Source organism: Cupriavidus sp. CuC1, from assembly GCF_044627735.1.
Classification (GTDB): domain Bacteria; phylum Pseudomonadota; class Gammaproteobacteria; order Burkholderiales; family Burkholderiaceae; genus Cupriavidus; species Cupriavidus ulmosensis.
In genome coordinates this window covers 14,553-38,299 of the sequence record NZ_JBIUHC010000080.1, presented here as the reverse complement: position 1 = coordinate 38,299, position 23,747 = coordinate 14,553, and the positions used below count along the sequence as shown (strand labels likewise).

At 66.9% G+C, this 23,747-nt stretch carries 18 protein-coding genes and 1 pseudogene; 11 read left to right on the top strand and 8 right to left on the bottom strand.

The annotated features are described in order from the left end of the window. Positions 1 to 440 precede the first annotated feature (440 nt). The 9 genes and pseudogenes from ACGLHR_RS29585 (at position 441) to ACGLHR_RS29545 (ending at position 10,314) form a co-directional block, all read left to right on the top strand. Positions 441 to 1,043 (top strand): acyl carrier protein, encoded by a 603-nt coding sequence (locus ACGLHR_RS29585; protein ID WP_400098045.1) that lies wholly within the window; start codon positions 441 to 443, stop codon positions 1,041 to 1,043. After that, positions 1,043 to 2,832 (top strand): annotated as a pseudogene (locus tag ACGLHR_RS29580) (AMP-binding protein). The gene ACGLHR_RS29585 and the pseudogene ACGLHR_RS29580 overlap by 1 nt, the downstream one beginning before the upstream one ends. Continuing rightward, positions 2,829 to 3,800: an acyl-CoA synthetase gene (locus ACGLHR_RS29575; RefSeq protein ID WP_400098030.1), complete on the top strand. Its 972-nt coding sequence runs from the start codon at positions 2,829 to 2,831 to the stop codon at positions 3,798 to 3,800. The pseudogene ACGLHR_RS29580 and the gene ACGLHR_RS29575 overlap by 4 nt, the downstream one beginning before the upstream one ends. 3 nt (positions 3,801 to 3,803) lie before the next feature. After that, positions 3,804 to 4,457 (top strand): LolA-related protein, encoded by a 654-nt coding sequence (locus tag ACGLHR_RS29570; protein ID WP_400098028.1) that lies wholly within the window; start codon positions 3,804 to 3,806, stop codon positions 4,455 to 4,457. Next, complete coding sequence (locus tag ACGLHR_RS29565) at positions 4,454 to 6,898, top strand: MMPL family transporter (protein ID WP_400098027.1); 2,445 nt, start codon at positions 4,454 to 4,456, stop codon at positions 6,896 to 6,898. The genes ACGLHR_RS29570 and ACGLHR_RS29565 overlap by 4 nt, the downstream gene beginning before the upstream one ends. Beyond that, a complete protein-coding gene (locus ACGLHR_RS29560) occupies positions 6,895 to 7,737 on the top strand; it encodes a polysaccharide deacetylase family protein (RefSeq protein ID WP_400098024.1) in 843 nt (280 codons plus the stop codon). The genes ACGLHR_RS29565 and ACGLHR_RS29560 overlap by 4 nt, the downstream gene beginning before the upstream one ends. Positions 7,738 to 7,836: 99 nt before the next feature. After that, positions 7,837 to 9,036 (top strand): beta-ketoacyl-[acyl-carrier-protein] synthase family protein, encoded by a 1,200-nt coding sequence (locus ACGLHR_RS29555; RefSeq protein WP_400098022.1) that lies wholly within the window; start codon positions 7,837 to 7,839, stop codon positions 9,034 to 9,036. 8 nt (positions 9,037 to 9,044) lie between these two features. Then, positions 9,045 to 9,848 (top strand): beta-ketoacyl synthase chain length factor, encoded by an 804-nt coding sequence (locus tag ACGLHR_RS29550; RefSeq protein ID WP_400098020.1) that lies wholly within the window; start codon positions 9,045 to 9,047, stop codon positions 9,846 to 9,848. Positions 9,849 to 9,852: 4 nt separating this feature from the next. Then, positions 9,853 to 10,314: a 3-hydroxylacyl-ACP dehydratase gene (locus tag ACGLHR_RS29545; protein WP_318230966.1), complete on the top strand. Its 462-nt coding sequence runs from the start codon at positions 9,853 to 9,855 to the stop codon at positions 10,312 to 10,314. A 22-nt stretch (positions 10,315 to 10,336) separates the two neighbouring features. Here the strand turns inward: ACGLHR_RS29545 and fahA are convergent, their stop codons facing one another. From fahA to ACGLHR_RS29525, 4 genes are all read right to left on the bottom strand, one after another. Further along, positions 10,337 to 11,599, bottom strand: coding sequence for a fumarylacetoacetase (gene fahA / locus ACGLHR_RS29540; RefSeq protein ID WP_400098018.1), 1,263 nt, complete (start codon positions 11,597 to 11,599; stop codon positions 10,337 to 10,339). A 106-nt stretch (positions 11,600 to 11,705) separates the two neighbouring features. Continuing rightward, positions 11,706 to 13,046 carry a homogentisate 1,2-dioxygenase gene (gene hmgA / locus ACGLHR_RS29535; protein ID WP_318230964.1) on the bottom strand — a complete coding sequence of 447 codons (1,341 nt, stop codon included), beginning with the start codon at positions 13,044 to 13,046 and terminating at the stop codon, positions 11,706 to 11,708. A gap of 16 nt (positions 13,047 to 13,062) precedes the next feature. Continuing rightward, on the bottom strand, positions 13,063 to 13,284 hold the full coding sequence (locus tag ACGLHR_RS29530) for a DUF2783 domain-containing protein (RefSeq protein ID WP_318230963.1): 222 nt from the start codon (positions 13,282 to 13,284) through the stop codon (positions 13,063 to 13,065). Positions 13,285 to 13,832: 548 nt separating this feature from the next. Further along, positions 13,833 to 14,225 (bottom strand): helix-turn-helix domain-containing protein, encoded by a 393-nt coding sequence (locus tag ACGLHR_RS29525; RefSeq protein ID WP_150986631.1) that lies wholly within the window; start codon positions 14,223 to 14,225, stop codon positions 13,833 to 13,835. Positions 14,226 to 14,490: 265 nt separating this feature from the next. Between ACGLHR_RS29525 and ACGLHR_RS29520 the strand changes: the two genes are divergently transcribed. Both ACGLHR_RS29520 and ACGLHR_RS29515 read left to right on the top strand, forming a co-directional pair. Next, on the top strand, positions 14,491 to 15,099 hold the full coding sequence (locus ACGLHR_RS29520) for a TetR/AcrR family transcriptional regulator (protein WP_400098015.1): 609 nt from the start codon (positions 14,491 to 14,493) through the stop codon (positions 15,097 to 15,099). A 187-nt stretch (positions 15,100 to 15,286) separates the two neighbouring features. After that, the gene (locus tag ACGLHR_RS29515) at positions 15,287 to 16,264 is read left to right on the top strand and encodes an alpha/beta fold hydrolase (RefSeq protein WP_400098014.1); all 978 of its coding nucleotides are present in this window, start codon (positions 15,287 to 15,289) and stop codon (positions 16,262 to 16,264) included. 152 nt (positions 16,265 to 16,416) lie between these two features. Here ACGLHR_RS29515 and ACGLHR_RS29510 read toward each other — a convergent pair whose 3' ends face one another. From ACGLHR_RS29510 to oxlT, 4 genes are all read right to left on the bottom strand, one after another. Continuing rightward, complete coding sequence (locus tag ACGLHR_RS29510) at positions 16,417 to 17,433, bottom strand: zinc-binding alcohol dehydrogenase family protein (protein WP_400098012.1); 1,017 nt, start codon at positions 17,431 to 17,433, stop codon at positions 16,417 to 16,419. Positions 17,434 to 17,575: 142 nt separating this feature from the next. Next, positions 17,576 to 20,401: a formate dehydrogenase subunit alpha gene (gene fdhF / locus ACGLHR_RS29505; protein ID WP_400098010.1), complete on the bottom strand. Its 2,826-nt coding sequence runs from the start codon at positions 20,399 to 20,401 to the stop codon at positions 17,576 to 17,578. Positions 20,402 to 20,415: 14 nt separating this feature from the next. Continuing rightward, positions 20,416 to 22,125, bottom strand: a complete 1,710-nt coding sequence (locus ACGLHR_RS29500) for an NADH-ubiquinone oxidoreductase-F iron-sulfur binding region domain-containing protein (protein WP_400098008.1) — start codon at positions 22,123 to 22,125, stop codon at positions 20,416 to 20,418. A gap of 201 nt (positions 22,126 to 22,326) precedes the next feature. Next, positions 22,327 to 23,643 (bottom strand): oxalate/formate MFS antiporter, encoded by a 1,317-nt coding sequence (oxlT, locus tag ACGLHR_RS29495; RefSeq protein WP_400098006.1) that lies wholly within the window; start codon positions 23,641 to 23,643, stop codon positions 22,327 to 22,329. Positions 23,644 to 23,747 lie beyond the last annotated feature (104 nt).

The window sequence follows — 23,747 nt, the reverse complement described above, 5'->3', positions numbered from 1 at the left end:
ACTGTATACTTCGGCACCGTCTTTGGGGCTGATGCTACCAAGGCGGGGTAAATCCCACTAGAAAAGAGAAGTTTGGTAACAACATTGTTCACCACTTCCGGAATCATCGCTCCACTTCCGCAGTCTTCACGCTATATGCTCTCGTCTTGCTTCCCGGTGCCCAGACAGGCGCCGGTTCGTCCTGTCGGGCGCCATTGCAGGGCATGTGATCCTTGCAGCCGGCAAGACGAGCGCCACCCGTACCCACATAGCGCCCCCACATGTCATCTTGTGATCCATTCGCGTCCCGCCGTGCCGCCGACGTGTCCGCCAGACCGGCGGACGACAGCCTCATCGGCAGCCAAACCGCTGCACCCAAACAGATGCCGGGCACGGCACATGCGGCCGGCGAACATCCGCTGCGCCGGCACGGATGGGTAATCGTTGCTGCACTTTTCGCCTTGTATGAATACGCTTTGCACCGTGTGGCCCAGCAGCCCGGCGCGCAGGTGGCCGGTTTGCTGCTGGGTGCCGCGCCTTTTGTCCTGCTGGCGCTGAGCTTCAGCTGGCGTTCCGGCTGGCGGCTCCCCCTGCTCATTTTGCTGGGGCTCGCCTGTGCCGGCCTGTGGCTGCTGCGCGCCCCGCTCTCGCTGCATTTCGGGTGGACCTACTATTTGCAGCACATGGGCGCAAACACCGCCCTCGGATTGATGTTCGGCCGTAGCTTGCGGCGCGGGCAGACGCCGCTGTGCACCCAGTTCGCCGCCATCGTGCGGGGACCGCTCTCCCCCGCGCTGAAACGCTACACGCGCGCCATCACGCTGGCGTGGACGCTGTTCTTCGCCGTCATGGCAACGGTATCCACGGCCCTGTTCGCGCTTGCGCCTATCGCCACCTGGTCCACCTTCGCCAACCTGTGCAGCCCGCTGCTGGTGGCACTGATGTTCGTGGCGGAAGCGGGCTGCCGCCGTTTTGCGCTCCCGGGACTGGCCCATGCCGGCGTCCGGGAAGCGATCCAGGGCTACCGCGCGGCCATGGCCGCGCGCGCCGGGCTGTCGCGTTGATGCCGGCCGCCCCAGCACATCGGCAGTCCGACATCGTGCGCACCTTTCCGCTGGTTTCGCACGCCTCGCAGGACAGCATCATTGCCTACCATCTCGGCCAGGCGGTGACGGTGCGCCGGTTCCTGGCCGACGTCATGCGGCTTGCCGCCGAGTTGCCGCCGGGTGGCCATGTCTTCAATGTCTGCGCCGACCGCTATTGCTTCACGGTAGGACTGTGCGCCGCGCTGCTGGCCGGCAAGATCAGCCTGTTGCCGTCCACCCATACCCCGGAGATGGTGCGCCAGCTTGCCTCGTTCGCACCCGACGCCTTCTGCCTGCACGACACGCCGGATTGCGATATCGCGCTGCCGCGCTTGCGCATTCCCGCGTTCGTCGGGCAAGCCACCGATGCACCCGCGGCCGAGGTGCGCATACCGTCGATTCCTGGCGAGCGCGTCATGGCCTATGTGTTCACCTCGGGTTCGACCGGACAGCCGGTGCCGCACCGCAAGACCTGGGGCTTCCTGGTCAGCAATGTGCGCGCCGCGGCGGCACGGCTGGGCTTGCAGGATGGCCGCGCCTATACGCTGGTGGGCACCGTGCCGCCCCAGCATATGTACGGTTTCGAGTCCACGGTATTGCTGGCCTTGCAGGGCGGCATCGCGCTGAGCGCGGCGCCTACCTTCTACCCCGCGGATATCCGCGCTGCGCTGGAAGCCGTGCCGCGCCCGCGCGTGCTGGTGACCTCGCCGGTCCATCTGCGCGCGCTGCTGCTTTCTCCCGGCAAGCTGCCGCACGCGGACCTGGTCCTGTCCGCCACCGCGCCGCTGTCGGAGAAGCAGGCCTGCGAGGCGGAGGCGCGCCTGGCGGCGCCGCTGATGGAAATCTACGGCAGTACGGAAACCGGCCAGCTGGCTACGCGCCGCACCGCGCAGACCAGCGCCTGGGAGCTGTTCCCCGAGGTGAAGCTGGAAGCGCGCAGCGGAGCCGGGGAAGATGAACAGATCTGGGCCGCGGGCGGCCACGTGGAACAACCCGTTGCCATGGGCGACGCGCTGGAACTGCTGGACGAAACCCGTTTCCTGCTGCACGGCCGCAAGGCGGACCTGATCAATATCGCCGGCAAGCGCACCTCCCTGGCTTACCTCAATCACCAGCTCAACGCCATCGCGGGCGTGGAAGACGGCGTCTTCTTCATGCCGGACGAGCAGCCCGAGGGCCATGTGCAGCGCTTGATCGCCCTGGTGGTGGCGCCGCGCCTGCGGGCCGCGCAGATCCAGCAAGCGCTGCGCGAGCGCATCGATCAGGCCTTCCTGCCGCGCCCGCTGCTGTTCGTGGATACCCTGCCGCGCAACGCTACCGGCAAGCTCCCGCACGAGATCCTGGCGCCACTGGTGGCGAAACTGCAGGCGGCCCAACGGCGCGGCGACACGGCATGAGGCGCGCGGACCAACCCGGCCACCGCCCCGAGCAAGGCGAAGCGAGCGCTGCGGCCAGCTTCGTCATCGCGCCCGATCACCCCGCGATGGCCGGGCATTTCCCCGGCCATCCGGTGGTGCCGGGCGTGGTGCTGCTGGATCACGCGATCATGCTGATCGGCGCGGCGCTGGCGCAACCGCTGGAGATCTTCCAGATCGGTTCGGTCAAGTTCCTGAGCCCGGTATCGCCCGGAGAACCGGTGACGCTCACGCATGAAACCGATGCACGCGGCACCATCCACTTCACGCTCGACGCCAACGGCCGTGACGTAGCAAGCGGCACGCTGACCCCACCGGGGCCGGCGCCGCAGTCCGGGGAAAACGGCGCATGACGTGGCCTGCCAAGCGACAGCAAGCCGCCAGCGCCGACTGGTCCAGCCGTGAGGAGCGCAGCAACACCACCTTGCTGCGCATCATGAGCTGGCTCTCGTTGCGGCTGGGCCGTCGGTTCGGGCGCGCCGTGCTGCGCCTGATCACCGCTTACTTCGTGCTGTTCTCGCCAACCGCGCGCCATGCCTCGCGCGCCTACCTGGACCGCGTGCTGGGACGCTCCGCCGGCTGGAGCGACGGTTTCAAGCACGTATTCACCTTCGCCTCTACCATCCACGACCGGGTCTACCTGCTCAACGAACGCTTCGACCTGTTCGACATCCGCGTGCATGGCGGCGAGCTGGTGGACGCGGCCATGGCGCGAGGCGGTGGCGCCTTCCTGCTGGGTGCGCACATGGGCAGCTTCGAAGTGATCCGCGCCGTGGGCCGCCTGCGACCCAACCTGCGGGTGGCGATCACCATGTACGAGGAGAACGCACACAAGCTCAACGACTTGCTTGAAGCCATCAACCCGGCCATGCGCCAGGATTTGATTGCGCTCGGCCGCATCGATGCCATGCTGAAGGTGCGCGAATACCTGGAGCGCGGCTTCATGATCGGCATGCTGGCCGACCGCACGCTCTCGCAGCGCGCCACCGATCCCGTGCAGCAGTGCGATTTCCTCGGCGCGCCGGCGGGCTTCCCAACCGGCCCGCTGCGCATGGCGGCCATGCTGCGCCGTCCCGTGATCTTCATGACCGGGCTGTACCGCGGCGGCAACCGGTACGATATTCATTTCGAGACGCTGGTGGATTTCTCGCACGTGGCGCGCGGCCAGCGCGAGCACGAAGTCCAGGCCGCGCTGGCGCGCTACGTGGGCATGCTGGAGCGTCACTGCCACGACGCGCCGTACAACTGGTTCAACTTCTACGACTTCTGGCAGTCCGGCCCGCCGCTTTCCAGCGCGCCGCCGCCCGGCAACGAGCCCTGACCCATGCCCCGATCCCCGAACGCCCGCCAGCCCTGCCGTCTGCGTATTCTTGCACGGCTGTCCGTGCTTGCCTGCATGGCTGGCGCGCTTAACGTGGCCACCCCGGCGCTCGCGCAGGCCGCCGAGCCGCCCGCCACCGCTTCCGCGGCCTGGGGCGTGGATCAGCTGATGTCCGCGCTGGCGCAGCGCAAATCCGGGCGCGTGCGTTTTACCGAGACCAAGTATCTCGCCATGCTCGAGCGTCCGGTGGTGTCGTCGGGCGAGCTGGTCTTCGTGGCGCCGGATCATCTGGAAAAGCGTACCGTCACGCCCAAGCCGGAGAACCTGGTGCTCGACGGCGACATGATGACGGTGGAGCGCGGCGGCAAGCGCTTCGTCATGCCGCTGCAGAACTACCCCGAAATCGCGGCCTTTATCGAGAGCATCCGCGGCACCCTGGCCGGCAACCGCAATGCGCTGGAGCGCTACTATCGCCTCGGCATCGAGGGCCGCGCCGCGCGCTGGACGTTGACCCTGACGCCGGCTGATTCGCGCATGGCGGGCATCGTCAAGCAGATCCGCATCGACGGCGCTCGGGACACGCTCGACAGCGTGGTGATCGTGCAGGCCGACGGCGACCGCTCGGTGATGCAGATCAAGACCGCCGGCACACCATGACCGGACAGGCTCGCGGCGACAACTGGCGCCAGCGCCTGTCCGGGCGGCCGGCGCGCGTGGCGGTCGGCCTGTGGCTGGTATTCCTGCTGGCGTGCGCCGCGGTGGTTTCCCGCACCAGCTTCACCGCGGACTTGTCCGCCTTCCTCCCGCGCGCGCCCAGCGCGGAGCAGCAATTGCTGGTGGACCAGTTGCGTGAAGGATTGGTCTCGCGCCTGATCCTGCTTGGCATCGAAGGCGGCGACGCCGCCGGGCGCGCCGCGCTTTCCAAAGCGGTGGCGGCAAAGCTGCGTGCCGATCCGCGCTTCTCCTCGGTCAACAATGGCGAGCCGGTCAACCAGGCCAGCGATCAGCGTTTCCTCTACGCGCATCGCTACCTGCTCAGCCCCACGGTGACGCCCGAGCGCTTTTCGCCGGACGGGCTGAAGGCGGCGGTGAGCGAGAGCTTCGACCTGCTCGCCTCGCCAGCGGGACTCTTCACCAAGACGCTGTTGCCACGCGACCCCACTGGCGAAATCACCTCCGTGCTGGGCCAGCTCGACAGCAACCAACGCGTGCCGCTGCGCGACGGCGCTTGGATCTCGCGCGACGGCAAGCGCGCCGTGCTGCTGGCGCAAACCGCCAGCGCTGGCTCCGACACCGACGGCCAGGCAAGCGCCATCGCCGCCATCCGCCAGGCCTTCGGGCAAGCGCGGCAAGCACAAGCCGGCGCCGAGGCTTACCGCCTCATGATGACCGGCCCTGGCGTGTTCTCCGTGAGCACCCGCGACACCATCAAGCGTGAAGTGGAGCGCCTGTCCACGCTGGGCATCTGCCTGATCGTCACGCTGCTGTTGCTGGTGTACCGCTCGGTGCCCACGCTGCTGCTCGGGCTGGTGCCGGTGGTTTCGGGCGCGCTGGCCGGGGTGGCCGCGGTCAGCCTGGGCTTTGGCGGCGCGGTACATGGGCTGACGCTGGGTTTCGGCACCACGCTGATCGGCGAGGCGGTCGATTATTCCATCTACCTGTTCGTGCAGTCCGCCCAGTACACGCATGGCGGCCGGCGCGACGAGCGGGCCTGGGTCGGCGCGTTCTGGCCCACGGTGCGGCTGGGCGTGCTGACCTCGATCTGCGGCTTTGCCTCGCTGCTGCTCTCGGGTTTCCCGGGGCTGGCCCAGTTGGGGCTGTATTCCATCGCCGGGCTGGCCACGGCAGCCCTGGTCACGCGCTTCGTGCTGCCGCGGCTGGCGCCGGCCAAACTGCGCATGCGCGACGTCACGCCGCTGGGTACGCGCCTGGCCCGCATCGCCACGCAGGCCCACCGGCTGCGCTGGCCGATGGCCGCGCTGCTGCTGGCCGCCGGCACGGTGCTGCTATTGCAGCGCGGCCCGCTGTGGAGCCAGGAACTCGCCTCGCTTAGCCCGGTGCCCGAGCGGGAACAGGCACTCGATGCCTCGTTGCGCGCCGACCTTGGCGCACCGGACGTGCGTTACCTCGTGGTGTTGTCCGGCCCCGACCAGGAAAACGTGCTGCAGGGCGCGGAGCGCGTGGCCCGGGAGCTGGACCCGCTGGTGGCGCAAGGCGTCATCGCGGGCTACGAGAGCCCGGCGCGCTACCTGCCCAGCCTGGCCACCCAGCACGCCCGGCAGGCCAGCCTGCCACCGCGGCAGGAACTGGCGCAACGGCTGCAGGCAGCGGTAGCGGATCAACCCGTGAAGCCCGGCCTGTTTGCGCCATTCCTGGACGAAGCCGAGCAGGCGCGCAGCGCGGCGCCGCTGCGCCGGGAAGACCTGCGCGGCACCTCGATGGCGCTCGCCGTCGACGGGCTGCTAACCCGCCGCGGCGAGCGCTGGAGCGCCACGCTGCCGCTGCGCGCGCCCGCGACGGCAACGCAGGGCAAACCGAGCCTGGACGCGGCGCCGATCCGCGCGGCCATTGCGCGCGCCGGCTTGCACGATACGCTCTTTGTCGACCTGAAGAACGAATCCGACCATCTCTACGGCAGCTATATGCGCGAAGCGCTGCACCTGTCGCTTGGCGGGCTGGCCGCCATTGCCGTGCTGCTGGCGATCGCGCTGCGCTCGCCGCGGCGCGTGCTGGGCACCTTGCTGCCGCTGGCTGCAGCCACGCTCGTGGTCGTGGCGGGACTGGCCGCCAGCGGACGGCAGCTAACCATCCTCCACCTGGTCGGCATGCTGCTGCTGATCGCGGTGGGCTCGAACTACGCCCTGTTCTTCAACGGCGGCGGCCGGCAGGACAGCGCCATTTCACCGCATACCCTGGTGTCCCTGATGCTGGCCAACATGACCACGGTGGCGGCCTTTGGCCTGCTCGCCTTCTCGAGCCTGCCATTGCTGCAAGCGTTCGGCATGACCGTTGGCCCCGGCGCGGTGCTGGCGCTATTGTTCTCGGCTATCCTGGCACCGCCTGCGCTGTTGTCCGCGCCGGCCAGGAACCAACCATGAACCCCATGACCCATTCCCCTGGCATCCAGGACACCCGCCCGTGGCGTCCCGGCGCCCTGGTCAGCGGTACGCTGGCGTTACATGCCGGCGCTGCCGCGGCCATCGTCGCGCAGCCCGCGGCCCTGCCTTGGGCTGCCGGCGGCGTGATCGCCTCGCACCTGCTGCTGACGGCGGCCGGGTTGTGGCCGCGCAGTACCTGGCTGGGACCGAACCTGCTGACGCTCCCGCCAGCGGCACAAGGCTGCGTGGCCCTGAGCTTCGACGACGGGCCCAATCCTGAGGTGACGCCGCGCGTGCTGGACCTGCTGGACCAGCACCGGGTGCAAGCCACGTTCTTCTGCATCGGCGCGCGCGCCGCGCGGCACCCCGCGCTGGTACGCGAGATCGTGCGGCGCGGGCACGCCGTGGAAAACCACAGCCTGGACCATCGCCATCACTTCTCGCTGTTTGGCCCGGCCCGGCAGATGCGCGATATCGCCGCGGCACAACAGGTGCTGACAGAGCTGACCGGCACCGCGCCGCGCTTCTTCCGCGCCCCCGCTGGCCTGCGCAATCTCTTTCTCGAACCCGTGCTGTGCCGGCTTGGCCTGCACCTGGCCAGCTGGACGCGGCGGGGCTTCGACACCGCCGCCGCCGGCGATGCCGGACGCGTCGCGGCCCGCTTGCTGGCGGGCCTGGCCGAGCGCGACATCCTGCTGATGCACGACGGCAACCCGGGCCACGATCATGCCGGACAGCCATTGGTGCTGGCGGCGCTGCCGCGCGTGCTGCGGGCCATCGAGAGCGCTGGGTTGCGCTGCGTGACGTTGCGCGATGCCGTGCCCGAAGCCACGCGCTGAGACACGCGCTGAAACACGGCGCCACCCAGCGGTTGGTGACGTGGCCCGCACAGGCCTTTTGCTACAATCTGCGCACCGCGCAAACGGATCCACAACGCAGTGTCCCCCCTTCTTTTCTCGCACTACACCGCCACCAGTTGCCTCGGGCATGGCCTCGACGCCACCCTGGCGGCACTGCGCGCGCAACGCGGCGGCCTGGCCCCCTGCGGCTTCAGCGATATCAAGCTGGATACGTATATTGGTGAAGTCGCGCAGGTGGACGAGACCGCACTGCCCGAGGCGCTGGCCGAGTTCGACTGCCGCAACAACCGGCTGGCGCAACTGGGACTGGAACAAGACGGCTTTGCCGAGCAGGTGCGCATGAGCGCGGACCGCTACGGCGCGCACCGCATCGGCGTGTTCCTTGGCACCAGCACCGCCGGCATCCTGCAGACCGAGCTGGCGTACCGCCGGCGCGACCCCGATACCGGCGCGCTGCCGGCGGGCTTTCATTACCGCGGCAGCCACAGCCCCTACTCGCTGGCGGAATTCGTGCGGTGCTACTTCGCCCTGCGCGGGCCGGCGGTGTCGATCTCGTCTGCCTGCTCGTCTGGCGCGAAGGTGTTCGCCTCGGCGCGCCGCATGCTCGAGGCGGGGCTGATCGATGCGGCCGTGGTGGGCGGCGTCGATTCGCTGTGCCACACCACGCTCTATGGATTCAATTCGCTGGAACTGGTTTCCAACCAGCCATGCCGGCCCTACGATGCGCAGCGCAACGGGATATCGATCGGCGAAGGCGCCGCCTTCGGGCTGCTAGAGCGCCTGCCCGCGGCAAGCGCCGGCGATGACATCCTGCTGCTGGGCATTGGCGAATCCAGCGATGCCCACCATATGTCCGCGCCGCACCCGCAAGGACTGGGCGCCCGCATGGCGATGGCGCAGGCGCTGGCCGGCGCCGGCCTGACCCCGGCGCAGATCGACTACGTCAACCTGCACGGCACCGCCACGCGCAGCAACGACGCGGCCGAAGGCAAGGCCATGCTGGACCTGCTGCCCGCCGTCCCGTGCAGCTCCACCAAGGGCGCGACCGGCCACACGCTGGGCGCCGCCGGCGCCATCGAAGCGGTGATCTGCGCGCTGGCGCTGCGTCACCGCCTGCTGCCGGCGGGCATCAACACGACCGAGCCGGACCCCGAACTGCCGCTCGACTACCTGCTGCAAAACCGCGAGCAGCCCGTGTATCGCGTACTGAGCAACGCCTTTGGCTTTGGCGGCTCCAACTGCAGCCTGTTGTTCGGGCGTGCCGATTCGCCAGATTGAACCTACCCATGCAAGTCAGCGCATTCATCGAAGGCCTCGGCCTGCTAGGCCCCGGCTTCAAGGATTGGCCGCAAGGCGCCGCCGTGCTTGCCGGCACGCTGCCTTACGCCAGCGAACCGACCAGGCTGCCGCCACCGGCCGGCCTGCCCCCGGCCGAACGGCGCCGCACCGGTCCCTGCGTCAAGTTGGCGCTGGCACTTGGCCAGCAAGCCGCGGCGGTCAGCGGCATGGATGCGGCGGCCCTGCCGACCGTGTTCAGTGCATCCAGCGGGGACGGCCAGAACTATCACCTGATCTGCGAAGCACTCGCCAGCGACGACCCGCTGATCTCGCCGACGCGCTTCCACAACTCCGTGCATAACGCGGCGGCGGGCTACTGGGGCATAGCCTCCGGCGCCATGGCATCGTCCAATGTGCTGTGCGCGCGCGACGGCAGTTTCGGCGCCGGCCTGCTGGACGCCCTGTGCCAGGTGGCGGTGGACCGCGAAGCGTGCCTGCTGATCGCCTATGACACGGACTATCCGGAACCGCTGCGCAGCCACCGGCCGATCCCCGACGCATTCGGCGTGGCGATGGTGCTCCTGCCCGAGCCTACCGCGCGTTCGCTCGCGCGTATCGACGTGACGCTGACCGATGCACCGGCGAGCCGGATGACGGACCCCGGGCTGGAACGGTTGCGCCAGGGCATACCCGCGGCACGGGCCCTGCCCCTGCTGCAGGCGCTGGCGCTGGGTGGCCCGAGCGAAGTGGTGATCGACTATCTGGACGATTTGCGCCTGCGGGTGGCGACGACGCCTGCCGCGTCGGCATGACGTCATGAATCCGGACACGGCACCGCTGAGGCACGCCTGGATTGCCGCGCATATTCCGCATCAGGGCACCATGTGCCTGCTGGACAGCGTGCTCGACTGGAGCCCGGAATTCATCCGTTGCGAAGCCACCAGCCATACCCACCCCGATAATCCACTGCGCGCCCATGGACGCCTGGCGGCCGTGTGCGGCATCGAATACGCGGCGCAGGCCATGGCCGCCCACGGGGCTGCGCTGCAACAGCCCGCGCAGCGCCCGCGCGTGGGCTACCTGGCCAGCGTGCGCAAACTGGATCTGCGCGTAGCGCGCCTTGACGATATCGCCGCGCCGCTGCGGGTGGAGGCCCACCGCATCAGCGGCAGCGAGAGCAACATCCTCTATGCCTTTGAAGTGAGCGCGGCCGGCCAGCTGCTGCTGGCCGGCCGCGCTGCGGTCATCCTGGATGTCCCGCTTAGCCCGGTTGATTAGCCGCGTTGCTTCGCCGGATCCCTTAGCGGGCCGGCAGGATCTTCCCTGCCACCTCGCCAAAGCCGACGCGATAGCCGTCGCCCTGGCACCAGCCGGCCATGACCACTTCGTCGCCATCTTCCAGGAAACCGCGCCTGCTGCCATCCGCCAGCGTCAGAGGCTCGGCGCCGTTGCGGGTCAGCTCCAGCAGGCTGCCGTAGGAATCCGGCGTGGTGCCGCTGATGGTGCCGGAGCCCATCAGGTCGCCCACGCGGACATTGCAGCCGGACACGGTGTGGTGCGCCAGTTGCTGCACCATGGTCCAGTACATGGCCTTGAAGTTGGTGCGGCAGACGGTGGTGGCCTGCGCGGCGCCTTCGGGGCGCAGCGAAACTTCCAGCGCGATGTCATAGGCATTGCGCTCGGGCTGCTGCAGATACGCCAGCGGCTCGGGTGATTGCACCGGATTGTCACGGCGAAACGGCTCGAGCGCGTCCATGGTGACCACCCACGGCGAGATGGAGGTGCCGAAGCCCTTGCTGTTGAACGGGCCCAGCGGCACGTACTCCCACTGCTGGATATCGCGCGCGCTCCAGTCGTTGAGGATCACCACGCCGAACATGTGCTCGGCCGCCACGGCAGTGCTGACCGGCTCGCCCAGGGTCGACGGCTTGCCGACGATGAAGGCCATTTCCAGTTCGTAGTCGAGCTTCTGGCAAGCAGTAAAGATCGGGCGCAGCGCGTTCGGCGGCTTGATCTGCCCCTTGGGACGGCGCAGTTCCGTGCCGCTCACCACCACCGAGCTGGCGCGGCCGTTGTAGCCGATGGGAATCTCCAGCCAGTTGGGCAGCAGTGCATTGTCCGGATCGCGGAACATGCGGCCAACGTTGGTGGCGTGCTCGCGCGAGGAGTAGAAATCGGTGTAGCCGGGAATGTCCACCGGCAGGTGCAAGGTCGCCCAGGCCATCGGCACCAGGGCCTGCTGATGCAGGGCCGACTTGGGATGCAAGCTGGTATCGTCCGCCGCCAGCAAGGCCGTCAGGCGCTGGCGGGTTTCGGTCCAGACCGGCTTGCCGAGCGCGATGAAAGCGTTGAGCGTGGCGCCGCCAAACACGCCTTTGACGGAAGCCGGCAGCAGGCCAGCCTCGTCCAGCACGGACAGGTCGAGAATGAAGTCGCCGATGGCGACGCCTACACGCGGGCCCTGCCCGTTCGGGGAAAAGATGCCGTAGGGCAGGTTTTGCAGCGGGAAATGCGTAACGCCATCATTGGCGGATTCGATCCAACTTTGCTGGACAGTGGTCATCGGGGGCTCCGGAGGGGAATGACGTGGGGTGCCCGCGACTGCGGCGCGCGCAACACCCCGAATGCATGGTGGTTGGCCAGATGAAACAGGCCTTGGGGCTTGAGGATCAGCGCTCAAAGGGGTTGAAATGCTTCTTCAGGCCTTGCCAGCACCTGTAGTAGTCGTCCTGCAACTGCGCCGACTCCGCTGCATACGGCGTCGGCCGGATCACGGCCGGCGTCTCGAACATGAACGCCATGGTATCGCTGATGCGGTGCGGCTGCGAGGTATCCGCGGCGGTGGCCTTGGCGAACGTCTCGGCATCCGGGCCGTGGCCGCTCATGCAGTTGTGCAGGCTGGCGCCGCCAGGCGAGAAGCCATCGGCCTTGGCATCGTAGACGCCCTCGATCAGGCCCATGAACTCACTAGCGATATTGCGGTGGAACCAGGGTGGGCGGAAGGTGTTCTGCATCGCCAGCCAGCGCGGGCCAAAGATGACGAAATCGATCGTGTCCACGCCCGGGGTATCGGACGGGCTTTGCAGCACCAGGAAAATCGACGGGTCCGGGTGATCGAAGCTGATCGAGCCAATGGTGTTGAAGCGGCGCAGGTCGTACTTGTACGGCGCGTAGTTGCCATGCCAGGCCACCACATCCAGCGGCGAGTGCCCGATCGGGGCGCGCCACAGGTTGCCCTGGAACTTCGCCACCAGCTCGAAATCACCCTCGCGATCCTCGTACCATGCATGCGGCGTGAGGAAGTCGCGCGGATTGGCCAGGCCGTTTGAGCCGAGCACGCCCAGGTCGGGCAGGCGGAACAAGGCGCCGTAGTTCTCGCAGATATAGCCACGCGCTTCGCCGTCCGGGAGCTCCACGCGAAAACGCACGCCGCGCGGGATCACGATGATCTCCTGCGGCTCGACGTCCAGCAGGCCCATTTCGGTCGCCACGCGCAGCCTGCCCTGCTGCGGCACGATCAGCATTTCGCCGTCAGCGTTATAGAAGAAGCGATCCGTCATCGACCGGTTGGCCAGGTACAGATGGATGCCGCAGCCCGACATGGCCTCCGGGCCGCCGTTGCCGGCCATGGTGACGATGCCGTCGACAAAGTCGGTGGGCTCCTTGGGCATCGCCGGCGGGCTCCAGCGCATCTGGTTGGGCGACGGCGGCACCGCATCGAAATGGCTGACGATGCGCGACTGCTCGAGCCGCGTGAACGGCTCGTGCATCGCCGCCGGACGGATGCGATAGCACCAACTGCGCCGGTTGTGCGCGCGCGGCGCGGTAAACGCCGTACCGGAGATCTGCTCCGCATACAGGCCGTACGGCGCGCGCTGGGGCGAATTCTGCCCCACCGGCAACGCACCGGGCAGTGCCTCGGTCGCGAACTCGTTGGCAAAGCCGGATTGGTAGCCGGGCGTACCGTGGTCGGGTGCCTGCCCTGTCACGTTCAATTGCGTCTGCGTCATGTCTTGGATCTTCCTCTTACGCTTGCGATTTCGCTTTCGATGACTCGAGCACGCCCGCACGGGCTAGCTCCATGGCTTCCTGCAGAACCGCAAGATCGCCGATGTGATTGGCCAGCAGCAGGATCAGTTGCGCGTTGGCGGCCTGGCTCTGCGCGTCGGAGAGGTCGCGATGCATGGCGATCAGCGCCTCGTAGAAGTCGTCCGGACTGGCAAGGTTGGGTTCGGTACTCAGCGGCATTGGCATGTCTCCCTATGCCTCAGGTCACTGCCGCAAAGGCATAGTGGCCGAGGGATCACACTAATGGTGTCTTTCAGACGTCGGATCACGAATTTCACAATCCGTAATTGATTTACCATATCGTAATCTCAGGTTCCAGACGTGTCAAACCCGCATTGGCCCCTATTTCGCTGCGGACGGCGAAGACCGGTTGACACTACGTTGGTCGGCACTCCGTTTGTAGGTTAGGCGCGGAAGACGGGCGAGGACAAAGATGCGACGCCAGACGGCGCACAAGCGCAAGCAGCCCGAGCAATGTCGGGCGAACAAGAGAAATGAGAGAAACAAGAGGGGGAAAGCGACAGGCTCGACAGGCAAACGCACTGAACCAGCCTTGGCGCGGGGACCGAGGCTGTCAAAGAAAGGCAAATGCCGCCAGGCGCGGCATCCGGCCATTCCATGTCAAACGGGCAAAACCCCAGCAGCAGGCACGTGGGGGCGTGCCCGCTGCTGGCATGACAAGCGCGCGCCAGTCCGGCCGCAGACCCGGCCGGAACCAGCGCGAGTGCTCAGGCTGGCTTGTGACCTTCGCCCGGGCTCGACGCGAAGCCTGTGCTGACCGGGGTGGCCGGTGCAGGGCTTGCGGCGGTAGGCGTTGCGGCAGGCGCCTGCCCGGCCATGGAAGCGGCCGTGACGCCGCCATTGCGGCTGGCAATAAACGCGTTGACGTCGGCGGCAAGATGCTGGGGGGCCAGCACCACTTCCAGGCCAAGCGCCTCGCAAGCCGCCAGGAAAGTCGACATGCGGGGGTCGGCCTGACCCGATTCTGCCCGCAAGTATGCTTCCCGGGAAATCCCGGCCTTACGGGCGACGTCTTCCTGCTTGAGCTTTCGCGCTCGGCGCAACGCCCGCAGTTGCCGGAACGGTTCGCTAGCGCCTCTAGGCACGGCTGTACTGTTCATGTCGGTCTCCAGTCACCAATGAAAAAAAAGTGCGCGGACGTGCATTCGAGTATAGAGCACGCAAAGCGTTCCGTATGTAATCAGGGCAACACTTTGTGCAGATTTCTTGTTGGCACCCCGCGCAGGCTAATCCTAGCCTGTCAATAGGTCCGATACAGCACAATTATCTGCCTCCGTGGTGACATAACGGGCGGCGATGAAATAGGTTGACGAGAGCGCACAAGCGTAAGGTTGACAATACGACCGGTCGTGCTATTCTCTCCATATGCAGAAAGGACAACTTACCCGCGCAGCCATCATCGAGCAAGCCCTGGACACTGCCGCCCAAGTCGGGTTCGAGCAATTGTCGCTTGCCACACTGGCCGCCGACACCAGCATGTCCAAGAGCGGGCTCTACGCGCACTTCAAGTCCAAAGAGGCCTTGCAGCAGGCAGTTTTGGCGCTCGCGCTGGAGCGCTTCTCGGACATCGTCATCAGGCCGGCCATGCGCCTGCCGCGTGGCACGCGCCGGGTGCAAGCCCTCTTCGAAGGCTACATTCTCTGGCTCGGTGGATCCGTCAATAAAGGCCGCTGCCTGTTCATGGCGCTAGGCCAGGAATACCGCGACCGCCCGGGTGCCATCAGGGAGCTGGTGGTGCAATCGCTGAAAGACTGGCATAGCCTCATCGCCAGGGCCGTGACCGACGCGATCGAGGAAGGCGATCTTTCGCCGGCACAAGACGCGCGGCAGTTCGCCTTCGAGATGGTCGGTATCGGCATGTCCTTTCAACAGTCTTACAAGCTGCTGGGCCGTGAAGACACCGAGATCATGGCCCACCGGGCGTTCGAAGCGCTGCTCCGCCGCGCCGAGCTTGCGCAACCGGCGCGCAAGTAGCAAAGGGCGAGGACGCGCTGGAGCGAGACACCACCTCGAGACAGATCGGGACGAATTTCGAGACGGCTGGATGTCGTCTTTTTTTGAAACAAAAAATAGCACGACTGGTCGGTCTTACTGGAGCGGTATCGCCCCGCTGCGATTGCCCGGCCCGGAATGTCAGAAGTCTTCACTGGAGGTGCCCGCCGTGACGCAAGCGATTTACTCATCCACCAAAGCCCGCCAAGCCGCGCCGCCATCCAGGGCGCCAATGCGCTGGGGCCGCCTTGGCTGGCAATTGGCCGAACTGCTCTATCCGGCCGGCGCGGCGCGCGCGCTCGAGCAAGCATGGTTCCGTCCGCCCCACGGCAATGGCCCGGAGGGCGCTGGCCGCGAGCTGCTTGAGCGCGCACGCACGGACTGGGCGCTGGTGACCGGCCAGGGAACGAGCCGGCGTGTGCGCGTCTATCGATGGGGCAGCACCGGGCCAACCGTCTTGCTGGCCCACGGCTGGGGTGGCCATGCCGCCCAGTGGCAGCCGCTGGTTGCGCCGCTGCTAACGGCCGGCATGCGCGTGGTCGCTTTTGACGCGCTCTCGCATGGCGGCTCCGACGCGGGTGCGCACGGCGCAAGCCAGACTTCTGTTGTGGAAATGTCGCGCGCGCTATTGGCCACGGCATGGCACGCCGGCCCGATCCACGCGGTGATTGCGCATTCGCTCGGCAGCGCCGCACTGGCGCTGGCCGTGCGCGAAGGCTTGCACCTGCAGGCCGCCGTGATGATCGGCCCGCCGGCAGATATGCATAAGGCCGCCGCGGCTTTGGCGTGGCAGCTCGGCATCGGGCCCGGGGTACTGGCGCGCATGCAGCGCAACAGCGAGCGCTGGCTGGGCATGCCGTGGTCGGCCTTCAACGTCCCGGCAATCGGCATCGGCCACGCCCGCCCGGTACCGCCCACGCTGGTGATTCATGACCGGCAGGACAAGGAAGTGGGCTGGGAGAACGGCGCGGCCATTGCCGGCGCATGGCCTGGTGCGCAATTGATGAGCACGGACGGACTGGGCCATCGTCGTATCCTGCATGACGCACAGGTCATCGCACGCGCGGTGTCATTCGTCGGCGGCGCGGCGCGAATGCCCGGCATTGCGGAGGCAACTCGCAGGATGCAAGCCGAGGCCCATGCCTGAGCACTCCCGGACCCTGCCTGCTTTAGCGGTTTTGTGGCATGCCACAAAACCGCTGGTGGCGGATTGGGGTCGGTCTTGGCGGTTAATTGCTGATTAAGCGAAAAAAGGAGGCCGGCTGACACCTCGCCTGCCGGCCTCACTTTGGGGAAACATCAGAAGCCTTCCAGCACCAGCTTGCCGATGGTCTGTCCGCTCTCCAGCATGGCGTGGGCGCGGCGCAGGTTGGCCGCGTCGATCCGGCCGAGGTTCTCCCCAAGCGTGGTCCGCAGCCGGCCTGCATCGACCAGCCTTGCCACCTCGTTGAGCAAGAGATACTGCTCGATCATGTCCGGCGTGCCGAACATCGAGCGGGTGAACATGAACTCCCACACAAAGGTGGCGCTCTTGCTCTTCAGGTCGCCCACGGCCAGCGGACCACTGTTCTCCACGATCGAACAGATCTTGCCTTGCGGCGCAATCGCGGCCGCCATGGCAGCAAAGTGGCGGTCCGTGTCGTTAAAACACAGGATGTAGTTGACTTCGGCAAACCCGAGCTTGCGCAACTGGGCCAGCATGTCGCCGCGGTGATCGATGGTGTGGTCGGCACCCAGCTCGCGGCACCAGGCAGCCGATTCTGGCCGCGACGCGGTGGCGATGACCGTCAGCCCCGCCAGCGTCTTGGCCAGCTGGATGCCGATGGAGCCCACGCCCCCTGCCCCGCCGATGACCAGGACGGAGCGCCCGGCATGCTCGCCCTGCGGCGAGACACCCAGGCGATCGAACAATGCCTCCCACGCCGTAATGGCGGTCAGCGGCAACGCGGCGGCTTGGGCAAAATCGAGCGATGCGGGCTTATGGCCGACGATGCGCTCATCCACCAGGTGAAACTCGCTGTTGGCGCCCGGCCGGGTAATGCTGCCCGCGTAGAAAACCGGATCACCCACCTTGAACAGCGTAACCTCGGGGCCTACCGCCGCCACCGTGCCAGCCGCATCCCATCCAAGCACGCGCACGGCGGGCTCGACCTTGTCCTTGGGCGCGCGCACCTTGGCATCCACGGGATTGACCGAGATAGCCGCCATCTTGACCAGCAGGTCGCGGCCTTCGGGCACTGGGGTGGCGATCTCGACGTCGACCAGGGATTGCGGGTCGTCGATCGGCAGGTAACGGGTCAGGCCAACGGCTTTCATTGCGGGTTCCATCAAGTCAATCAAGCAGGTTCTGCGGCACGGGATTGCGCCATGACCACAGCGTAGCCCCGTTGCCCCACATTGATTAGCGGGAAAATACAGCAATCAATTTCCCGATATTCCGGAAGATCTAGTCACTCCCTTACTGGATGCCCGCCGCCAGGATCTGCCCGCCCCCAAAACTGGACTGCCGCGGCACCTCTCCGCCCAGCGTAATGCGGATCGCGCAGTACTTGAACTCCGGGATCTTGCCAAAGGGGTCCAGCGCCGCGTTCGTCAGCTTGTTGATGGCGGCCTCGTAATAGCAGAACGGCACGAACACCGCGCCGCGCGGCGTGCCGTCGTCCACCCGGGCAAACAGCGATACCTCGCCCCGCCGCGATGCGAGCGTCACCACGTCGCCCGGCTGGCCACCGATGGCGGCGAGGTCGAGCGGATGCACCAGTGCCACCGGCTCCGGCTCGATGGCATCCAGCACGCCCGCGCGCCGGGTCATGCTGCCGGTATGCCAGTGCTCGAGTTGCCGGCCGGTGATCAGCACGACCGGATATTCCTGGTCGGGCCGCTCGGCGGCGGGAATGATGTCGGCCGGAACGAAGCGGGCCCGGCCCGAAGCCGTCGGAAACGCGTCCGTAAAGATCACCGGCTCGCCCGGGTCGCCTTCGGCGCGGCAGGGATAGGTCACCGCGTCCTCCCGCTGCAAGCGCTCCCAGGTAATGCCGCCGATGCTGGGCATGGCATGGCGCATCTCGTCGAACACCTCGGCCACGCTAGCGTAAGACCAGTCCAGCCCCAGCCTGGCGGCCATCTGCTGGATGATCCACAGGTCCTGGCGCGCTTGCCCGGGCGGATCGATCGCCTGGCGGCCAAGCTGCACCGTGCGGTCCGTGTTGGTAAAGGTGCCGGTCTTCTCCGGGAACGCCGACGCCGGCAGCACCACGTCGGCGAGGTAGGCGGTCTCCGTCAGGAAGATGTCCTGCACCACCAGGTGGTCCAGCGCAGCCAGCGCCTCGCGCGCATGCTGGGCATCGGGGTCCGACATGGCCGGGTTCTCGCCCATGATGTACATGCCGCGCACTTCGCCCCGCTCGATGGCCTGCATCACTTCGACCACGGTCAGCCCCGGCTGGCGATCAAGCGGCATGCCCCACAGCGACTCGAACCGCGCAATGGCCTCGGGATCGTCGACACGGTGGTAGTCCGGATACATCATCGGGATCAGGCCGGCATCGGAAGCACCCTGCACGTTGTTCTGGCCACGCAGCGGATGCAACCCCGTGCCCGGCCGGCCGATCTGCCCCGTCATCAGCGCCAGCGCGATCAGGCAGCGGGCATTGTCGGTGCCGTGGATATGTTGGGAGATTCCCATGCCCCAGAGGATCATCGAGGCTTTGGAGCTGGCATACAGCCGCGCCACATAGCGGATGGTGTCAGCATCAATGCCGCAAACCGGCGCCATCAGCTCCGGGCTGTAGGCCGCCACATTGCGCTGCAGATCCTCATAGCCGATGGTGCGGCTGGCGATGAAATCCTGATCGACCAGTCCTTCGGCCACGATCACATGCATCATGGCGTTGAGCAGCGCCACATCGGTATCGGCCTGGAACTGCAGGAAGCGATGGGCGAAGCGCGCCAGGTCAGAGCGGCGCGGATCGGCCACGATCAGCTTGGTGCCGTTCTTTACCGCGTTCTTGATCCAGGTCGCCGCCACCGGATGGTTCACCGTTGGATTGGCGCCGATCACGATCACCACCTCCGCGCGCGCCACATCCATCACCGGATTGGAAACCGCGCCCGAGCCGATGCCTTCGAGCAGCGCCGCCACCGACGACGCGTGGCAAAGCCGCGTGCAATGGTCCACGTTATTGCTGCCGAAGCCGGTGCGCACGAGCTTTTGAAACAAGTAGGCCTCTTCGTTGCTCCCCTTGGCGGAGCCGAATCCGGCCAGCGCGCGCTTGCCGTACGTGTCGCGAATGGCCGACAAGTTGGTGCCCGCGAGCGCAAGGGCCTCTTCCCAGCTGGCTTCGCGGAACACGTCCATCACGCGCGCGGGATCCATCACGAAATCGCCGCGCTTGGACGCGCCTTCGCGCCGCACCAGCGGCACCGTAAGCCGGTGCGGGTGCTGGGCGTAATCGAAGCCGTAGCGGCCCTTCACGCACAGGCGCTTCTGGTTGGCCGGCCCATCACGCCCTTCGACGAACTGGATGCGGTTGTCCTTGACGTTGTAGGTAAGCTGGCAGCCCACCCCACAGTACGGGCAGACCGATTCCACCTGGCGATCCGGCACCGGCAACGCGGCGTCGCGCGCCGGCATCAGCGCACCTGTGGGGCAGGCCTGCACGCACTCGCCGCAGGCAACGCAGGTGGAGGCGCCCATCGGGTCGGCCATGTCGAACACGATCGCGGCCTCGTCGCCGCGAAAGGCCAGGCCGATCACATCGTTGACCTGCTCCTCGCGGCACGCGCGCACGCAGCGGGTGCACTGGATGCAGGCATCGAGATTGACGGCGATGGCCGGATGGGACAAATCGGCCGGCACGGCGGCGCGCGGCGCAAAGCGCGGCTTGCCGATGCCCAGCCGGGCGGACCACTGGTCCAGCTCATTGTTGCGCGTGTAATGCGCCTCGGGCATATCGGACTGCAGCAGCTCCAGCACCATGCGCTGCGAGCGCAGCGCGCGCTCGGAGGCGGTCTCCACCTCCATGCCCTGCGCAGGGTAACGGCAGCACGACGGCGCCAGCACGCGCTCGCCCTTGATCTCCACCATGCAGGCGCGGCAGTTGCCGGCGGTATCCAGGCCGTCCTTGTAGCACAGGTGCGGGATGTCGAACCCCTCGCGCTGCGCCACCTTGAGCAAGCTCTCGCCAGGCCCGGCGCACACGTCCCGGCCATTCAGGCGGAACGTCACCGTGGTGTCCAAGGAGGCTTCCACTTGCGCGCGCTCGGCGCGGGTCAGTGCATTCATATCGTCCTCGCGGCTCAGGCCAGTTCCTGGGGAAAGTACTTGATCACGCAATCCACCGGGTTGGGCGCGGCCTGTCCCAGCCCGCAGATCGACGCGTCGCGCATCACCGCCGACAGGTCCGCCAGCGCGGCGAGGTCCCATTTCGGCTGCGCGATCACGTCCAGTGCCTTGGCCGTGCCCACACGGCATGGTGTGCATTGCCCACAGGATTCATGCTTGAAGAAGTGCATCAGGTTGCGCGCCACGGCCACCGCACTGTCCTGCTCCGAGAACACCACGATGGCGGCCGAGCCGATAAAGCAGCCGTAGGGCTGCAGCGTATCGAAATCCAGCGGAATATCGCCCAGGGACGCCGGCAGGATGCCTCCCGAAGCGCCGCCCGGGAGGTAGCCATAGAAGCGATGGCCGTCCTGCATGCCGCCGCAGTATTCCTCGATCAGCTCACTCACGGTGATCCCCGCCGGCGCCAGGTGCACGCCGGGCAGCTTCACGCGCCCCGACACCGAAAAGGAGCGCAGCCCGTGCCGGCCATGGCGTCCCTGCGCGGCGAACCAGCCCGCGCCTTTCTCAAGGATCTCGCGGACCCAGTAAAGGGTTTCGAAGTTGTGCTCCAGTGTGGGCCGGCCGAACAAGCCAACCTGGGCCACATAGGGCGGGCGCAGCCTGGGCATGCCGCGCTTGCCTTCGATCGATTCGATCATGGCGGACTCTTCGCCGCAGATGTACGCGCCGGCGCCGCGCCGCATCTGGATTTCAGGCAGCCCTGGCATGGGCGGGTCGGCATGCAGGCGGCGCAGCGCTTCGCCAAGCACCGCGCGGCATCCGGCGTATTCGTCGCGCAGGTAGATGTAGATCGCGCTGGCCTGGGTCACCGCGGCGGCGATCAACATGCCTTCCAGGAAGCGATGCGGATCGCGCTCCAGGTAGACGCGATCCTTGAAGGTGCCGGGCTCGCCCTCATCCAGGTTGACTGCCATCAGGCGCGGGGCCGGCTCGGCCATCACGATCCGCCATTTGCGCCCGGTGGGGAAACCCGCGCCGCCCAGGCCGCGCAAGCCGGAATCCTCCATCGTGCGCAGCACGGATTCTGTATCGCGCTCGCCCGAGGCCACTGCGCGCAGCAACTGATACCCCCCTTGCGCGCGATACTCGTCATAACCCAGATGCGCTTCGGCCGCATGGCGCACCGCGCGGGCGGCCACCGTGTCCACTACGCTTTGCACGCTCGCAAAATCCACCGGGTTCTGCCCGACCAGCGCGGCGGGCGCACGCTCGCACCGGCCGATGCAGGGCGCTGCCACCACCTTGACTTCGCTGCCCAGCAGGGCCGGCAGCCGGGCGAGCAGGTCGCGCGCCCCACCCAGCTCGCAGGCGATGCCTTCGCACACCCGTACCGTCACCGCGGCCGGCGGCTGGATGGAGCCGTGCGCATCCTCGCGCACGACATCGAAATGATGGTAGAAAGTGGCGACCTCATAGACCTCCGCCATCGACAGCCCCATCTCCTGCGCCAACGCCACAAGGTGCGGGATCGCCAGCTGGCCGTAGTGGTCGTTGATGGCATGCAGGTGCTCGATCAGCAGGTCTAGCCGGCGCGGGGCGTCGCCCAGCACGGCCTGGACTTCGGCCAATGCTGCCGGCTCGGGCTGCCGCCCCTTTGGCTGGCGGCGCTTGCGCGCCTTGCCGATATCCTGGACCGCGATGGGAATGACGACCTGGTTCATGGCAATCTCGAAATGCTGTCTCTTGTGGGTGCCGAATGGCAACGGGGCAAGCGCTTTACGTGCTTGCCCGCCGCCCTGGTTTTATCTTGCACTGCCCGCCGTCTCGCCAAGTTCCGCGGGCATCACGGGGAGGCCTTCGCCTTCGATCATATCCCTATTCCCTCGATGCACTGGCCGCGCTGACCCACGCCGGCAAGCGCCTCAGGTCAGGTCCTCCGGCACCGCACGATATCCCATCGGCGCGGTGGTATTGGCATGCACATACTTCTTGGCGTGGGCTTCGCGCATGGGCTTGAGCACGAACAGAGCCAGGAAGGCGGACAAACCAGCCATGCCGGAGGCAAGCATGAAGACCGCGTGCCAGTCGCCGGTGGCGGCAGTGATGACGCTGGAAAACGGCACCAGCAGCGCGGCCGTGCCCTTGGCGGTGTACAACAGGCCAGCATTGGTGGCAGCGAACTTGGGCCCGAAGGTGTCGCCGCAGGTTGCCGGGAACAGGCTGTAGATCTCCCCCCAGGCGAAGAACACGGCACCGGTCAGCACCACGAAAGCAACGGGATCCTGCCCGTATTTAGCCAGCAGCAGAATGCCCACCGCCTCGATCGCAAAGGCCAGGAACATCGTGTTCTCACGGCCGATATTGTCCGAGATCCAGCCAAAGAAGGGGCGCGTCAGCCCATTGAGCACGCGGTCGATGGTGAGGGCGAAGGTCAGCGCAGGCAACGTCAGGCCGAGCAGCGAAACCGGCACGCCATCGAGGCCGAAATCCTTGGCGATCGGGCCCAGCTGGGCGGTAGCCATCAGGCCGCCGGCCGCCATCATCACGAACATCGCGTACATCACCCAGAAGATCGGCGAAGACAGGACCTGGCGCGGCGACGCGTTGTAGGCAGCGGTCTTGACCGCGGACGTGACCTGGTTCAGCACCTTGGCCGAAGGCGGATAGAGCGCCATGCCCAGGAAGAAGACGATCAGGCCCTGGCCCAGGCCGAACCACAGGAAAGTGGCTTCGTAGCCGCTGGTCTTGATCATGTTGGCAATCGGCACCACGGTCAGCGCCGAGCCCGCGCCAAAGCCGGCGGCGGTGATGCCTGCCGCCAGCCCGCGCCGGTTGGGGAACCACTTCAGCGCATTGCCCACGCAGGTGCCATACACCGCGCCCGCCCCCACTCCGCCCACCGCTGCGGCGAAATAAAGCATCGGCAGCGACGAGGCCACGGAGTTCAAGGCCCAGGCAATCGCGCACAGCAGGCCGCCACCCACCACGACCGGGCGCGGGCCGTACTTGTCCACGAGGTAGCCTTCAATCGGCACCAGCCAGGTTTCGGTGACGACGAAGATGGTGAACGCCACCTGGATCGCCGTGCGGCCCCAGTGGTACTTGTCGTCGATCGGGTTGACGAACAGCGTCCAGCCGTATTGCATGTTGGCGATCATTGCCATGCAGATCACGCCAAAAACGAGCTGAACCCAGGGTGAGGCGAAGCGTGACTCGGGCGCGTTTTGCTGATGTTCCATGGTGTCTCCTTATGGCGGGCGGGGCCGCCTTATGTGAAAAGGGCGTCTTTGGACACCTCTGTTGGGAAGGCACTTCTTGTGCTGCATCCCAGATACTGCCGTCG